The 14377-nt window shown below is 45.2% G+C and carries 15 protein-coding genes; 3 read left to right on the forward strand and 12 right to left on the reverse strand.

Annotation, left to right across the window (positions count from 1 at the left end; genetic code table 11):
• Positions 1-11: 11 nt before the first annotated feature.
• From K1Y79_RS11555 to K1Y79_RS11595, 9 genes are all read right to left on the reverse strand, one after another.
• On the reverse strand, positions 12-491 hold the full coding sequence (locus K1Y79_RS11555) for a hypothetical protein (protein ID WP_220250169.1): 480 nt from the start codon (positions 489-491) through the stop codon (positions 12-14).
• A 78-nt stretch (positions 492-569) separates the two neighbouring features.
• Positions 570-1640: a hypothetical protein gene (locus K1Y79_RS11560; RefSeq protein WP_220250170.1), complete on the reverse strand. Its 1071-nt coding sequence runs from the start codon at positions 1638-1640 to the stop codon at positions 570-572.
• A 335-nt stretch (positions 1641-1975) separates the two neighbouring features.
• A complete protein-coding gene (locus K1Y79_RS11565) occupies positions 1976-2887 on the reverse strand; it encodes an alpha/beta fold hydrolase (RefSeq protein ID WP_220250171.1) in 912 nt (303 codons plus the stop codon).
• Positions 2888-2951: 64 nt separating this feature from the next.
• Positions 2952-3536 carry a TetR/AcrR family transcriptional regulator gene (locus tag K1Y79_RS11570; protein ID WP_220250172.1) on the reverse strand — a complete coding sequence of 195 codons (585 nt, stop codon included), beginning with the start codon at positions 3534-3536 and terminating at the stop codon, positions 2952-2954.
• Positions 3537-3665: 129 nt separating this feature from the next.
• Complete coding sequence (locus K1Y79_RS11575) at positions 3666-4724, reverse strand: NAD(P)H-dependent flavin oxidoreductase (protein WP_220250173.1); 1059 nt, start codon at positions 4722-4724, stop codon at positions 3666-3668.
• Positions 4725-4768: 44 nt separating this feature from the next.
• Entirely contained in the window at positions 4769-5017 is a 249-nt protein-coding gene (locus K1Y79_RS11580) for an Atu4866 domain-containing protein (protein WP_220250174.1), read from the reverse strand.
• A gap of 195 nt (positions 5018-5212) precedes the next feature.
• Positions 5213-5740, reverse strand: a complete 528-nt coding sequence (locus K1Y79_RS11585) for a hypothetical protein (protein WP_220250175.1) — start codon at positions 5738-5740, stop codon at positions 5213-5215.
• 60 nt (positions 5741-5800) lie between these two features.
• A complete protein-coding gene (locus K1Y79_RS11590) occupies positions 5801-6643 on the reverse strand; it encodes an oxidoreductase (protein ID WP_220250176.1) in 843 nt (280 codons plus the stop codon).
• A gap of 100 nt (positions 6644-6743) precedes the next feature.
• On the reverse strand, positions 6744-7637 hold the full coding sequence (locus K1Y79_RS11595; protein WP_220250177.1) for a helix-turn-helix domain-containing protein: 894 nt from the start codon (positions 7635-7637) through the stop codon (positions 6744-6746).
• Positions 7638-7870: 233 nt separating this feature from the next.
• On the opposite strand from K1Y79_RS11595, the gene K1Y79_RS11600 reads away from it, so the two are divergent.
• Entirely contained in the window at positions 7871-8584 is a 714-nt protein-coding gene (locus K1Y79_RS11600) for a 2OG-Fe(II) oxygenase (RefSeq protein ID WP_220250178.1), read from the forward strand.
• 95 nt (positions 8585-8679) lie between these two features.
• Here the strand turns inward: K1Y79_RS11600 and K1Y79_RS11605 are convergent, their stop codons facing one another.
• Positions 8680-9675: a zinc-dependent alcohol dehydrogenase family protein gene (locus tag K1Y79_RS11605; protein WP_220250179.1), complete on the reverse strand. Its 996-nt coding sequence runs from the start codon at positions 9673-9675 to the stop codon at positions 8680-8682.
• Positions 9676-10764: 1089 nt separating this feature from the next.
• Positions 10765-11013, reverse strand: a complete 249-nt coding sequence (locus tag K1Y79_RS11610) for a hypothetical protein (protein WP_220250180.1) — start codon at positions 11011-11013, stop codon at positions 10765-10767.
• A 125-nt stretch (positions 11014-11138) separates the two neighbouring features.
• Here K1Y79_RS11610 and K1Y79_RS11615 point away from each other — a divergent pair, with 125 nt between their 5' ends.
• A complete protein-coding gene (locus tag K1Y79_RS11615; RefSeq protein ID WP_220250181.1) occupies positions 11139-12386 on the forward strand; it encodes a WG repeat-containing protein in 1248 nt (415 codons plus the stop codon).
• Between the two features lie 127 nt (positions 12387-12513).
• Here the strand turns inward: K1Y79_RS11615 and K1Y79_RS11620 are convergent, their stop codons facing one another.
• The gene (locus tag K1Y79_RS11620; RefSeq protein WP_220250182.1) at positions 12514-13128 is read right to left on the reverse strand and encodes a hypothetical protein; all 615 of its coding nucleotides are present in this window, start codon (positions 13126-13128) and stop codon (positions 12514-12516) included.
• A 59-nt stretch (positions 13129-13187) separates the two neighbouring features.
• Between K1Y79_RS11620 and K1Y79_RS11625 the strand changes: the two genes are divergently transcribed.
• Positions 13188-14372: an acetate/propionate family kinase gene (locus tag K1Y79_RS11625; RefSeq protein WP_220250183.1), complete on the forward strand. Its 1185-nt coding sequence runs from the start codon at positions 13188-13190 to the stop codon at positions 14370-14372.
• Positions 14373-14377 lie beyond the last annotated feature (5 nt).

Raw genomic sequence — 14377 nt, forward strand, 5'->3', positions numbered from 1 at the left:
GCCATACCGTATTATAATGTTTTAAAAATATCGATAGATGCACCATTCCAGTAATAGATACACATCCTGTTTTCCATCTTCATGAGATTGATACCGTTGGCGGTTAGTATCAACGAACTGATAGCAGGGAATGCAATATCAATCCTGCCCGGAGGCGCTGGCAGAAGGCAGTAGTCCAGGGTAGTACCGGCAAGGGTATCTGACAGATAATGTGTATATCCGGCATGATCGCTTAAGATAATCAGCAGGCGTATCTCCTGCCGTTGCCGGATCAATACACCATAGTCTACGCGGTTATCATCATTAATATCTACCGCAGTAAAAAAAGGCAGGGATTCCCGGCTGTAAAAAGACCAGAAGCTGGCCGGGTAATCTTCATTACGGCATAGCTGCCAGGAAGGTAAATGTGCTTTTATATAATCGTTGACAACAGCAGGTTGCGCCGTGCTGAACTTCGTGATCAGCAACAGGGCGAATAACATAATACGCATACATGGGAATTTATAAAGAAAGAACATGTGCCTGGAATCAGGCACATGTTATAATGGTAGCCAATTATTACACATGATTTACCATCTGCCGTTAGCAGCAGTATACGATTGTCCGTTCACACGGGTGACACAGTTGGAAGTCCTTACATGCTGAATGTTTGGATTACCACCTGATACAGTGCCTGCGTTCACAAAGGTGTTGGAAGCGTCTTCGAGGAAGATACCATGGCTGGTAGAGTTAGCAATGTCCACAGTATTCACCGTAGTGCCATTACTGCCAGATACGCTGAAAAAGCCTCTTCCACTGTTACGTGAATACACTTTTGCACAGGTTACATTCGGACCATTGTTGTTGGCTACGCGGAATGTTGCATAACCGCCGCCATTACAGTTGTAGTTACCGGTTACAGTTCCAACGGAACCATTCCTTGACTGATTCAGCAGTACGCCGCAACCAAAGTTATTGCTGGTAGTAACATTACCAATATTGAAGCCATCCACGCCATATGTTTCTATAGACATGTCACCGCCGGTGATGTTGATGTTTCCGTTAATGGTAAGATTACGTGTGGCCGCAGTACTATGATCCACACGGATGCCCAGGCCAAACTGACCAGAGCCATTGGTGAGGTTCATGGTGATGTTGCTGATGATCATATTGGAACAGCCTTTGAACCAGATGCCATAGCGCGGATTACCCGCTACTCTGAGATTCTTTACTTCTATCTCTGTTTTACGGTCAGCCTGTACCGGTACAATCAGCAGATCATTACTGTTACAGGTAAAAGTAGTGCCGGCAAAGTCAAGTCCTGTATAACTCTGCATATTCACTGCTTTCACAGCGCCGCCTGAATTGCCTGAACTGCCGGAGTTCTTGATCAAAACCCATTCTTTGGTAGTACGACCAGGCGTAAGGCCTGCAATGGCAGCATTAATTGCTGCAATATAATCAGTGCCTAAGTACACCTGGGAGCCGTTGACACTGGCCCTGTAGTTACTGTTGATTTTTACAACTTCTGCACTTCTTGCAGCAGCAGCCGCTACAGCAGATAAGGTGTTGCGGGGGGATAGTTCATTAAGGTCTTCATTTCTGGAACAGCCGGCAACAGCGCATAGTAACGCCAGCATCGGCATAAACAGTTTTTTCATAACGAGATTTTAAAGGTTACAAATGAGGGGTAATAATTGGCTTTTATAAATATGCCTTATTTCTTTTTAAAAACTGTCCTATACTGTATAGCGTGCCCGCAGGGAGATAGCGGTATAACAAATGTACGGCTGACAGTATATTGACAGTATCTTGACACCTATCGTGGACGAACAAGGGACGAACTAGCGACGAACTAGCGGCGAAGAAGCGACGAAGAAGCACTTATGTTAAAATAGTATCAGCAGGGCAACAAAAGAGCGCTGGCATTTACCAGCGCCCCGATCCGCTTACACAGACATATGTACCAATCGGTACAATATTTGGCAGAGCGCAATTATTTCACTTTCCTTGTCAGGAAATCATCTATCAACGAAGTAATACGGGTACCTTCTTCTTCCAGTGCAAAGTGACCTGTATCCAGCAGATGCAGTTCTGCATCGGGCAGATCTTTCAGATAAGCGCGCGCTCCGCTTACAGGGAATATTTCGTCATTAGCGCCCCAGGTGATGAGCGTTGGCGGCTGATAGTTACGGAAGAAGGCCTGCCATTCAGGATAGCGTTCTATGTTGGTCCTGTAAGAATAGAACAGTGACAGCTGGATATCCACATTTCCAACGCGATCCAGTTTACTTTGATCGTACACCCAGGTGTCAGGACTGATCTTGTTAGCGTCTTTTACACCCGTAAGATATTGCCATTTTGTAAACTCCAGCTGGGAAGTGGCCCGCATGTTATTAATCACCGCCTCGTCCTGCGGATTCGCCCAGAAAGCTTTAATAGGATCCCAGAATGGAGATAATCCTTCTACATAAGCATTGCCATTCTGTACCAACAACGCCTGTACCCTTTCAGGATGCCGCGTCGCAATACGATAACCTACTGGTGCACCATAGTCCATTACATACAGGCTGTATTTAGTAAGGCCCTTTGCCGTGATAAACTGGTCAATGATATCAGCCAGGTGATCAAAAGTGTATGCAAAGTCTGTCACCAATGGCATACTGCTGTTACCAAATCCGGGATAGTCCGGTGCTATCAGATGGTACTTACCCGATAGCGCTGTGATCAGATTCCGGAACATGAAGGAAGAAGATGGATATCCATGTAATAACAGGATGGTAGGATTATCCGGCGATCCTGCTTCCCGGTAAAAGATGTCCTGTCCTTCGATAGTCAGCGTGTTGTATGATACATTGCTGATGTCTACGTCCTGACGGACGGTTGCTGTGTTTGTGATCTGTGTCATGGTAATAAGATTTTATGGGCTCCTTTTATTATGTACCAATCGGTACAATATTGTATAAAAAAATTTACTTTAATACTTCCAGGCTCATTTCAAGCATTTCTTTCAGCACCTCGTAATCGGGGTGACTTCTGCGGGTTACATTGACCCCGTTCCAGAGATTGATCAGGTATTTACCCAGCACCTCCGCTCTAGTGCTATTTTTGAGCTTCTTTTCCTGCTGCGCTTTCCTGATGACTGCTGTAAAGATGGCTTCTGTTTTAGCCAATAAGGTGGCGGCAATAGCTTTAGTGTCATGATCTATTTCAGACAATTGCACTAATGCATTTCCAAGGTAACACCCTTTCATAATTTTAGCTTCAGGCGCATCCGCCAGGGACATAAAGAAGTCTTTGATGAACTTTATCTGGTCATCACTGTTAGCCAGGTCGCGTAATAACTGCCTGTCATAAGTTTCTGAGAAGAATTGCAGTGACTTCTCATACAGTTCCTTCTTGCCTCCTTTAAAGGCCAGGTAAAAGCTTCCTTTGCCTATTCCCATAGCAGCAAGCAGTTCGTCAGCAGAAGCTGCCTCATATCCCTTGCTCCAGAACACGCCTACTGCCTTCTCGACCACATCTTTTTCCTCGAATATTTTTGGTCTGCCTGCCATTGTTACTATTGTTTACAAGGCAAAGATAGATAATGTACCGATTAGTACAAAATATAGTTTAGCGTTTATTTTTTATGTTTATTGAAGAATAACTATGAGTTGATAATAGCCCTGCAGAGATGCCGGGACTCATCCTTTCATCTCTGTTACCAGCCGCTGGAAGATGAATGCAGCAGGCTTACTTTCCGCGCCTGCAGCGGCCTGCCCTGCCCACATATTGGTGAACTCCTTCCTGTCTGCCTGCTGTGCTTTGAGTCGCAGTCCGGCGGTAATGCTATTCTGTATAGGATAAGGAGGAATGTTCAGTCCGGCCTGTGTTATTGCATCCATAAAAGTGTTCCTGATTCCTCTGGCCCAACGCCCGGAGAAGGCCCGGGTTAGCGCAGTATCAGTGGCCTGGGCCTGGGTTAATGCAGTTTTGTAAGCGGGGAAAGCCAGACTTTCATCGCTGGCTATAAAGGCAGTACCGATTTGCGCAGCCTGTGCCCCCAGGGTGAGAGCGGCCTTGATTGTCCTGCCGCTGTTGATACCACCGGCAGCGATAACAGGTATGTCAACATGTGCAGCTATTGCTGGTACAAGTACGAAAGTTCCTATAGTGGGCAGTGGCTCTTCATCGAGAAAAGTACCTCTGTGTCCGCCTGCCTCTATGCCTTGCGCTACTACGGCATCTGCACCTGCCTGTTGCACAAGCGTCGCCTCCTTTACAGAGGTGGCAGTCCCGATCAGGAATGTGCCTCTTTTTTTCAGTGTCGCCATAACCGGCGCGTCTGGAATGCCGAAGGTAAAGCTGACAATAGGTATGTCTTCCTGTATCAGCACCTCTATCTGCTCTGTATAACTAAAGAACCTGAGTGCATCCAGCGACTGCCTTTCAAATGTCAGCTGATGATCCTGGCAAAACTTTTCCAGGAAATACAGCATAACTTCGGCATCCGCATGGTTGTACTCAGGTACGCCATTCGTGAACAGATTAACCGCAAACGGTTTATTAGTGAGTGATTTTGTTTTACGGATAAGTTCCTGTGTGCTATCCGGCGATAAGCCACCGACAGGCAGTGAACCCAGTCCTCCGTTTTCTGAAACGGCTGCTACCATTTCCGGAGTTGTAATACCCAGCATCGGGGCCTGGATAATGGGGTAAGTAATAGCTAACTTTGCCGTCAGTTCATTATTCCATTCCATCATACATACTTTTTGACTTACTGAAGTTAAGTCAAAAAGTAACGTCACTATTTCTTCTCTTCCCGGTACAATATCATGCCCGCATGATACAGTATCCCGTCTCTGAAATCACCATCGGCAGTGAAGCCTGTGTCATCTTTATAGTCTATATGATCGCCCGTAATAGTGTAGCTACCCTGATAAGCGCTTTGCTTTTTACCTCTTGCTTCGTCATACCTCCCTCCTGGCAACAGTTCATGCCTGATATAGCCATCAGCTGTTACCCACATACCTACATACTTATTTTCATTTTCCATTGTTGTTGATTTAATTAATTCGCTTAATTGTAAATATTTCCTGATAAGCTGTGAAACCAGGACAACCTATCCGGCAGTAAGATGCATAATGCCTGCCTGCTGATGCTGATTGTTTGTTTCTTCATAGCACCTCTGATTCCTCATTCCTGCCTCCCGGTTGTTCATTCTGCCTTCCTGTGGATCTTGACCCCTATCCTACTTATCTGTAGTCTGTTGTATTTTCAGTCCCATATGCATCAGCTGGGCCACATAGTTCCACAGCAACTCATACTTAAATCTGTAATCAGACGCCAGCACTTCCACCATTCTTCTGAAGATATCTGTTGCCGCGGCTGTCTGTTCTTCTGTAAGATGATACACTGGTCTTCCACCGGCCATGAACATGGGAAGTGCATTGATCTTCTCCTGCATCTGTGCTGTAAAGAATGGTACGTTGAATATGCAACAAAACCCTTCCTGTCCCCTTGTCAATGACTCACATGTTGATGGCGCGCGTGGATGTAAAAAAACCAGTGAGTTACCTGATACTACCAGGCCCTCTTCAGTAGCGTGATATCGGTTGCTTCCTTTTACCAGACCAATCTTATAGTATTCCTTTCGTTTTGTCAGCTGCCTTGTGTGTGATGCCTGTGCATCTTCCAGTCTATATACTTCTATATTGCCAGTGGGTCCTTCCGGATGCATAGGCAGTAGCTTTAACACACGCTTGTAACATCTTCCCATCCGTTCGATATTTATCGTCAGAAAAGCCACTATCACCTTTGATAAAAGGAAGCTCATGCACTATGCTTCTATGCCTGTGGATACGGTCAGTTCCTTCCAGGTAGCTATTTCACTCTTCAGTGAGTCAAGCTTTTTAGTGGCCAGGTCGTAGGCGTCTTCACCCAGGAAGAGATATAAAGGTGGATTTTCTACCTCTGTAATCTTGATTACAGCAGCAGCGCCTTTCTCAGGGTCGCCAGGTTGATTGCCGGCAAGAGACTGCTGATGTTCTTCCTGAGATGCACGTACGTTGCTATATGCCTCAATAACATTCTTAGGTGTAACCAGTGAATCAGATGCCAGGAAGTTGGTTCTGAAATAGCCTGGTGCTACGATGGTAGCATGTATACCGAAAGGTGCTACCTCAGTTGCCAATGCTTCTGTAAGTCCGTTCACGGCAAACTTGGTAGCACAATAGATACCAAAACCAGGGAAAGATCCTACGGTACCACCGATTGAGGAAAAGTTGATAATATGGCCGGAGCGTTGCGCTCTCAGATGAGGTAATGCTTTACGGATTACATTCAGCAGACCGAATACGTTTACGTCAAAGTTCTTGCGGCCTTCAGCGTCTGATAATTCTTCCAGACCGCCTACCAGTCCGTAACCTGCGTTATTTACAATCACATCTACACGTCCGAATTTCTTTACAGTAGCAGCCAGTGCTTCTTCTACACTTTGCTCGGAAGTGAGATCTACTTTCAGGGGCAGGAAGTTCTCATCTTCACCTACTTCTTTTACCAGTTCATCTATGTTCCTGGTAGTTGCAGCAACAGGTGTACCCTGTGCGAGTAATTGTTTCACGATAATTAATCCAAATCCTTTGGAGGTTCCGGTTACAAACCATACTTTTTGCTGTTTCATACTTTTTTGCTTTTGTTGAATACAAAGTTACAGTGGTTGCTAAGGGGTATTATTACATCATTCAAAGTGATAATTGTATCTTTCAAACAACCTTATATTTTTAGCTGTTTCTATAGGCTGTTGGAGTAGTATCTACCTGTCTGCGGAAGAATTTATTGAAATGGGCAGGTTCTTCAAACCCAAGACAATAGCTAATTTCAGAGATATTCCAGTCTGTGTGTTTTAAAAGTGTGCGGGCTTCACTGGCTAATCTGTCGAAGATATGCTCAGTAGTAGTGCGGCCGGTAGTCTCTTTAATGGCACGATTCAGGTGATTGACATGCACTGACAGATGGCGTGCAAAGTCATTAGCAGAGCGCAGTTCAAAACGCTGATCCTGCGATTCTATAGGAAACTGTCTTTCAAGTAACTCTGTGAATACAGAAGTGATGCGGCTTTTTGCATCACTATGCTGATATAGCTTCTCTGACGGAGATAATTTCAACGCATAGTGTATGATCTCCATTACATAATTGCTCAGCAGATCATACTTATATATGTAGTCCGATTGGATTTCCTGTATCATCTTTTCAAAGATGGCATTCACCTGCTGGTCCTGCATATCATCCAGGAAATAAGCAGGTTTCCCACCTGGAGCAAACATGGGGAAATCGCTCAGGCTACCGCGCATTTTTTCGGTAAAAAAGCCTTCTTTGAAGATACAGAAGAAGCCTCCCAGCTCCGGCGACAAGGATTGCCAGGTGTAAGGCACGTTAGGATTAAAGAACATCAGCGTAGTACCGGATACCTCTATGCTCTTATCAGCATAATGGTAAAAGCCATGTCCACGCGAGAGACCGATCTTATAGAAGGATTTACGGCTGTATCGGGGTGGCTGTGGCGCACAATGACTTTCCAGTCTGAAGACATTAAAATGACCGGTTTCTTTGCCCAGATTAGCCGGTACCTCCTTTATCTTATTCTGATAAAACTCTTCCAGTGTTTCTGTCAGCATATGTTTATGATTAACTTAAAAGATGGGTTGAGTATTTAGGGAAAATACCTTTCTGCAACAAACCATACATGCTACTACATACAAAATTACTTACCGTGCCCCAGCTGGTCATTACGATAAACAAAGTATTAGTTGTAAATTTCAAACAATCGCCTCTCTTTCCTGAGCGCTAAAGCGCAAGTTTCGGGTTTTCTACAACTCAGCCTGTCCCTATTTTTACAAAAAAGCTGCCAATGGAAAAGATTGTAGAACGCCTCCGTAGTAAGGACTGGCAACAGGTAAGTGCAGATATGCATGAGCGTGGTTATACGTTGCTGACCGGTATATTGTCTGAAACTGAGTGCCAGGAGCTGATTGAATTGTATAATAACGATACGGCCTACCGAAAAACTATCTCCATGCAACGCTATCGTTTTGGTGCAGGAGAATATAGATACTTCCGGTATCCATTGCCGGAACTGATCCAGGCTGTCAGGGAGACCTGCTACCCTTATCTGGCAGTAATAGCCAATAAGTGGATGGAAATCCTGCAGTCAGATCTACGCTTTCCTTCCGCCCATTCCACGTTAAGAGAACAATGCAGCGGAAAGGGTCAGGATAAGCCTACGGTTCTGATACTGAAATATGGCCCTGGAGGTTTCAACACCTTACACCAGGACCTGTATGGAGAGATATGGTTTCCCATGCAGCTGGTGCTGTTCCTGAATGAACCCGGTGAGGATTACAGCGGGGGAGAATTTGTACTGACAGAGCAGATTCCCCGTGCGCAGTCAAAAGCCAGCGTTATACAGGGGCGTAGAGGAGATATGTTGTTATTTACTACCAATTTCAGACCGGCAAAAGGCAGCAGGGGGTATTATAGGGTCAATATGAAACATGGAGTTAGTTCCATACATAGTGGCAACCGGCATACCCTCGGTATCATCTTCCATGATGCGTTAAGCTGACGCGCTAAAGGCTTAGTCTGGCCCTCCGTATGTAGAAATATAAAAGGCGCTCCATGGATGAAGCGCCTTTTATATTTCTTATATAGCGTATAATCTTAAATCTCTACGACGATATTGCCGGTTTCTCCCTTACGTACAATCAGCGTAAGCGCCTGATCTGCGGTCTGGAGATGGAAATGCCGGGGATCGAGTAAGGGCAATATCTGACCTGCCTCTGCCATTCTGGTTGCTTCACGGAGGATAGCGCCATGGTGTTCTCTACCCATGCCTGTCAGCATTGGCAGTAGGGTGAAAACCCCTGAATAGGTAGCTGCCTTCGAGGTCAGTGGTGCCAGACTGTGTGAGCCCCATCCCAGGGAACTGATGACATGTCCGTTATTTTGCTTGACAGCTTCAAAAGAAGCGTCCAGTGTGGTGCCACCTATGGTGTCGAACACAATATCGAAGCCAGCTCCGCGGGTGTACTTATCCACATATTCCGCAATGGTTGTTACCTCATGATCAATGTGTGTAGCGCCAAACCACTCAATAATGGCTTTCTTGTCGGCAGTATCAGTAGCATATACATCTGCGCCGAATGCCCGCGCAATTTGAATAGCCATTTGTCCGATGCCGCCGGAACCGCCATGTATGAGTACCTTCTGACCTTCTACGATCTTAGCTTTGTCAACCAGTCCTTCCCAGGCAGTTACGAATCCGAATGGAATAGCTGCGGCTTCACGCATGGTTAGATTTGCAGGCTTTCTGGCAATCAGTTCAGCGTCTACCGCTACATACTCTGCCAGGGAACCCTGTAAACCGGCCACGCCGCCTGTCATGCCAAACACTTTGTCGCCAGGTACATAGCTGGTCACACCCTCTCCTACTTCTACCACGACGCCTGCCATGTCAATACCTAGTACTGCCGGTAATGGCTGTTTCGCATGCTCCGCTTCTCCTGCCTTGATCTTAGCATCCAGTGGGTTTACACCACTCGCCTTGACTCTTATCAATACCTCTCCGTAATCTGGCTTTGGCCTGTCTATTACCCGATATACAAATGGGGCTCCGTAATCCTCAAGTACGAGCGCGCGCATGTGCTCAGTTGTCATAATTAGTCGATTAATCTTTTATTGTGCTGTTTATTATCTTAATAGTAAAGGACACATGACGATATATATGCAGTCACTACAGTGCAGATATTAAAGACTGCCAGCTTCCTCATCAATTCCCTCTATACGAAAAGCGTTCCATTTTATAATACTATGATAAATAACATCTTATCAAAACGACAAACTGGCATTCTCACTATTTATTGCATATTTTATGTGACTCACAAAGTAAATCTCCTGATGAAAAAAGTACTGTTTGTCGCTGCGAACCGCATGGCATACAAATAATTTTATATCTGAACGGACATATTGCTTGATTTTTACTGAATTGTTTCCGGAATAGCCGTTCCCTTCTTGATGAAAAATGACTTGTTACAGCTATCAGTAGCTACGTCCCGAGGGCCTGCTGAAAAACTGGCAGCTGCTGTACAGTTTGCCTAAAACTCGATAACGAGCGTCTGTTCAGATGTGAGGGCAGACAAGTGGTGTGAAAGTAGGTAGGAGACAGTGAAAGCCGGTAGTAGGCTGCATTCAGCACATGCATAGAGTGTGTAATTTGTCTGTTTGCAGCAATATATGTTGACTAAGAGAGCAGTCCTATGAGTATTAAAATAGCACCTGGCATGACAAACGCTTTCATGTCAGTTATTGCCGGATTGGCAGTGGGTAATGAGTTGATTTATAGTATATAGCCTACTGTATCATGCTACGTCGCATATGTAGTAATCTATTACCAGGTTGCTGGTGAGGAGTTGGGTAGTTTCATGTCTTTGTCCGGAACTATTTCGGCTGGGAAGCATTGAGTATGGAAATCCGGTACGAAGAGCGACCGCTCCTCGTACGATAGTTCTGGTAATCCCTGAGATCCACTATTACCAAACTGACGCACGGATGTACGAACTACTGCCTGCTTACAGAAATAGACTTACAGCCTGATGCTCCGGTAGATGCGATCGCCCATATTGACAATGGCACGAGTTTAATCTACGAAGATCAAGGTCATGATCTCGTTGTGGTGATGAGATGAACAGAAAATAAAAAGAAGAACGAAATGGCCAGGCACACCTGGGCTACCATTCCGCTTGTGGCCTAACAGGCCAGCGCTTCCCGCCGCAGTTGTGTACTGAGGTTGATGCGTGCAATTCTGAAATTACGCCATTGCTGACTGTCACATTCCAGAGGAGAAATATTGCCTATGAGCGCTTCGAGTTGCTCGAAAAGTAGTCGTTTATTGCTTGCGATCTCTGCTGCCGCTGCTACGATTGTTTCTACCGCTGTGTCGTTAATGGCCTGCTTTATTTGTTCAATGACTGACAAAGCCTGTTCACTTGTTCTCATAATTTGCCGATACATTTTCGAGGGCAAATATACCGCTCCCGATTTAAGATACCAACATATTAAAGAGAAGATGCATATATTTAGCAAAACCCTTATATTTGTCTCTGACTTCAATCCTATACTTTATGAAAACCATCTATTTTCTCCCTGTCCTGCTTATCAGCGTGTGGTGCAAGGCACAGAATGGTGTCTATCCCTATGCGGAAAAGAATAAGTGGGGACTTACCAACAGGAAACATGCAGTGATTGCAGAGCCTCAATATGACAGTATACACCTGTTTAACGGCGATTATGCCCGTATTGAGAATAACAAAAAAGTAGGATTAATACATACTTCCGGGAAGGTTGTATATGCATGCAATTATGCTGATATGCCCTTCGTAGCGCCTAATGGAATGGCAGTAGCCAGACTGGTAAAGGGGTATGTATTGCTGGACCCTGCTACCGGCAAACAGAAAGGGTCGCTTGTATTTGACGAAATACCCGGCATTAATCCGATGTCAAGACATACCAATCTCCTGCTGGTTAAAAAAGAAGGCTACATTGGTGTGATAGATATGTCAACCGGCGATTTGGTGAATAAGAAGCTTAAATATGATGATGGTGAGTTCTTCGAAGAAAAATCACTTAGGAACTTCATGATCGTTGGCCTTGATGGTAAATATGGCGTTGCTGATGCCTACACTGGTAAAGAGATCATTCCGGCCACTTACAGCGAAGTAAAAGGCATCACTGACGGCACGCAAGACTTTATTAAAGCAGTGACCGAAGACGAACGTACTGTTTACTTCGACGCTACCGGTAAAGTAACTTCCGCTGCTGCTGCCAAAGCTGCAGAAGTAGCTACTGAGGCAGCCAACCATACACCTGGCAGCTTCGCATCTGCTGACGGGAAAAAAGACCTGCATATTTACAAGCTTGGGAATAATAAGTGGAGAATTGTACTGGAGTTGACCGACTTCCAACGCCGCGGACAGGCGCTCGATAGTGTTGATCTCAATGGATACTCGCAGATCGAATACATGTCATATCGTGAACAAACGCCGAAGTATCAAAGCAAGCTAAAAGCTGTAAAAGACGGTAAAACAGGTGTTATTGACATGAAAGGAAATGTACTTGTGCCGCTTATTTATGATGATGTTACCTATAGGGAAGACAATATCGGGCACTATGCTTTCATTGAAACGAAAGTTGGTAACAGAATAGGCGTAATTCCTGCGGAGACTATGCAAGAGCTGAAAAAGCCCGTTCTTGTACAGATTATTGATGAAGATCAGAACCGCCAGGCATTCCTTGTAAAAACCGCCAGCGGTACAAGAGGTTATATGGATCAGAATACCGGAGAAGTATTCATTCCCGGATATAAAGATTAATCAACTACAGAATTGCACATTGATAAGTAAGATTCAGGCAGCCTGCTGCAAGAATGTTCTCAGACGCTAACTTTCAGCAGACTGCCTACTCTTAAATATCGGTGCCTATTCAGTTTGATCTATCAGTTTATTCTTCCAGCAGGCCGTTTACCAATGCCTTCCACTGTAGCTTTGAAATGCCTATTGCCCCACCTGTGCCCACTAACGCATTCCGCATCTTATCCACCGTATCATCTGCCGTCACATTAGGCACCTCATTTCTGCCGTAAACGGTCGCAATTACCTGCGTATCATCTCTGGATACAACAAAGGAACTGGTAGCTTCCTCCTTCAGAAAATGAGCGGTACCAGCGTTCTGCTGCTGAGGATGTCCACAGGGACGTGCACGTATGAAAAACAACTGCTGCTGCTCATTCAGCTGTATTTCTTCCACCTGTTCGATAGAAACCCAGTCATATCCTTTCCCGGCACTGTTACCAGGACCGGGTATATCTATGCGGATAAACATACCTGGATTAGCCGCATCGTTGATCTCTTCTCCCTGCTTGTCTACCAGTTGAAAGGATGAAGACAATGCTCCACACATATTGCCCCACTCATTAACCTGCTTCAACCGTTTTACAGCACGTTCAAAAATAGCAATAGCAGCCTGTTCACTGTCGGCTACTTTCTGTGAGGACGTTTCGGTTTCCTCCCCTGTATACTGTACAGGAATAAAGGGTGCTGAAATTTGATCTGGCATACAATTGATTTAAGATAAGTTACCTGTCAAAATTTTATGCCAGATCAAACACAGCTACTATGAACCAGTACACTACAGTTATACTAACCATTAATTGCGGTTCTTCCAGTCTGAAATTTGCCCTGTTTGATATCGATACACTCGAGTTAGTCAGCAAAGGCAATATACAGCAGATAGGAGGCGAGTGCCATATTCAACTGGAAGACGGCAACGGTCACCAGGAAGAGGTCGCCCAATCCATTCCGGATCTCCAGGCTGCTATACACTTCCTGATAGCGTTGCTAAAGGAAAGCTATACGCCGTATCAGATCCGTGCCATAGGACACCGGATAGTCCAAGGTGGTAAATTACACTACCTGCCAGAACTAATCACACCAGCATTAATGGATGAGTTTGAGTCACTCATTCCACTAGCTCCTGGTCATATGCCTGCTGAAATTACGGCAATACGCACTTTTGAATCAGCCTATCCGGATATTCCACAGGTAGCCTGCTTCGATACCGCCTTTCATAAAGACATGCCGGTAACTGCGAAATATTTTGCTATACCACGTCACCTGTGGGAGGACGGCATTATCAGGTACGGTTTCCACGGCCTTTCGTATGAGTATATTTATCAACAATTAAAGCAAACCGCACCACAGGAAGCAGCGGGCAAAGTCATCCTCGCACACCTTGGAAATGGCGCAAGCATGGCTGTGCTTCGGGAAGAAAAAAGTATTGATACTACCATGGGACTTACACCTACCGGCGGACTGGTCATGAGCACACGCTCCGGCGACCTTGATCCGGGTGTGATTCTCTATCTGCTGAAAGAAAAACAATTCCTGAGCGAAAGAGCGCTGAATGAATTACTCAATAAACAATCCGGACTGAAAGGTGTATCCGGAACAGCGAGTGATATTCGTGTATTACTGGAACAAGAAGCGAATGATCATCAGGCAGCTGAAGCCGTACAGTTATTCTGTTATCAGGCCAAGAAATACATTGGGGCGCTGACTGCCGCCGCAGGTGGTATTGATACACTTGTTTTTACAGGTGGTATTGGACTACATGTGCCCGTAATCAGAGAGCGGATCTGTGCGGGACTAGAATATCTCGGTATAGAGATAGATCACCATCTTAATAATGCAAACAGTGATGTTATCTCGGCAAAAGATAGCAAAGTAACAGTGAGAGTAATTGCAACGAATGAAGAACTCATCATTGCACAACATACACAGCAATGCCTGCGGGCTAGTTAAACCTT

The organism is Chitinophaga rhizophila, from assembly GCF_019492185.1.
Classification (GTDB): domain Bacteria; phylum Bacteroidota; class Bacteroidia; order Chitinophagales; family Chitinophagaceae; genus Chitinophaga; species Chitinophaga rhizophila.

Coding starts and splice junctions, on each gene's coding strand:
- K1Y79_RS11555 (WP_220250169.1), bottom strand. CDS start 491: ATGCGTATTATGTTATTCGCCCTGTTGCTGATCACGAAGTTCAGCACG.
- K1Y79_RS11560 (WP_220250170.1), bottom strand. CDS start 1,640: ATGAAAAAACTGTTTATGCCGATGCTGGCGTTACTATGCGCTGTTGCC.
- K1Y79_RS11565 (WP_220250171.1), bottom strand. CDS start 2,887: ATGACACAGATCACAAACACAGCAACCGTCCGTCAGGACGTAGACATC.
- K1Y79_RS11570 (WP_220250172.1), bottom strand. CDS start 3,536: ATGGCAGGCAGACCAAAAATATTCGAGGAAAAAGATGTGGTCGAGAAG.
- K1Y79_RS11575 (WP_220250173.1), bottom strand. CDS start 4,724: ATGATGGAATGGAATAATGAACTGACGGCAAAGTTAGCTATTACTTAC.
- K1Y79_RS11580 (WP_220250174.1), bottom strand. CDS start 5,017: ATGGAAAATGAAAATAAGTATGTAGGTATGTGGGTAACAGCTGATGGC.
- K1Y79_RS11585 (WP_220250175.1), bottom strand. CDS start 5,740: ATGGGAAGATGTTACAAGCGTGTGTTAAAGCTACTGCCTATGCATCCG.
- K1Y79_RS11590 (WP_220250176.1), bottom strand. CDS start 6,643: ATGAAACAGCAAAAAGTATGGTTTGTAACCGGAACCTCCAAAGGATTT.
- K1Y79_RS11595 (WP_220250177.1), bottom strand. CDS start 7,637: ATGCTGACAGAAACACTGGAAGAGTTTTATCAGAATAAGATAAAGGAG.
- K1Y79_RS11600 (WP_220250178.1), top strand. CDS start 7,871: ATGGAAAAGATTGTAGAACGCCTCCGTAGTAAGGACTGGCAACAGGTA.
- K1Y79_RS11605 (WP_220250179.1), bottom strand. CDS start 9,675: ATGACAACTGAGCACATGCGCGCGCTCGTACTTGAGGATTACGGAGCC.
- K1Y79_RS11610 (WP_220250180.1), bottom strand. CDS start 11,013: ATGAGAACAAGTGAACAGGCTTTGTCAGTCATTGAACAAATAAAGCAG.
- K1Y79_RS11615 (WP_220250181.1), top strand. CDS start 11,139: ATGAAAACCATCTATTTTCTCCCTGTCCTGCTTATCAGCGTGTGGTGC.
- K1Y79_RS11620 (WP_220250182.1), bottom strand. CDS start 13,128: ATGCCAGATCAAATTTCAGCACCCTTTATTCCTGTACAGTATACAGGG.
- K1Y79_RS11625 (WP_220250183.1), top strand. CDS start 13,188: ATGAACCAGTACACTACAGTTATACTAACCATTAATTGCGGTTCTTCC.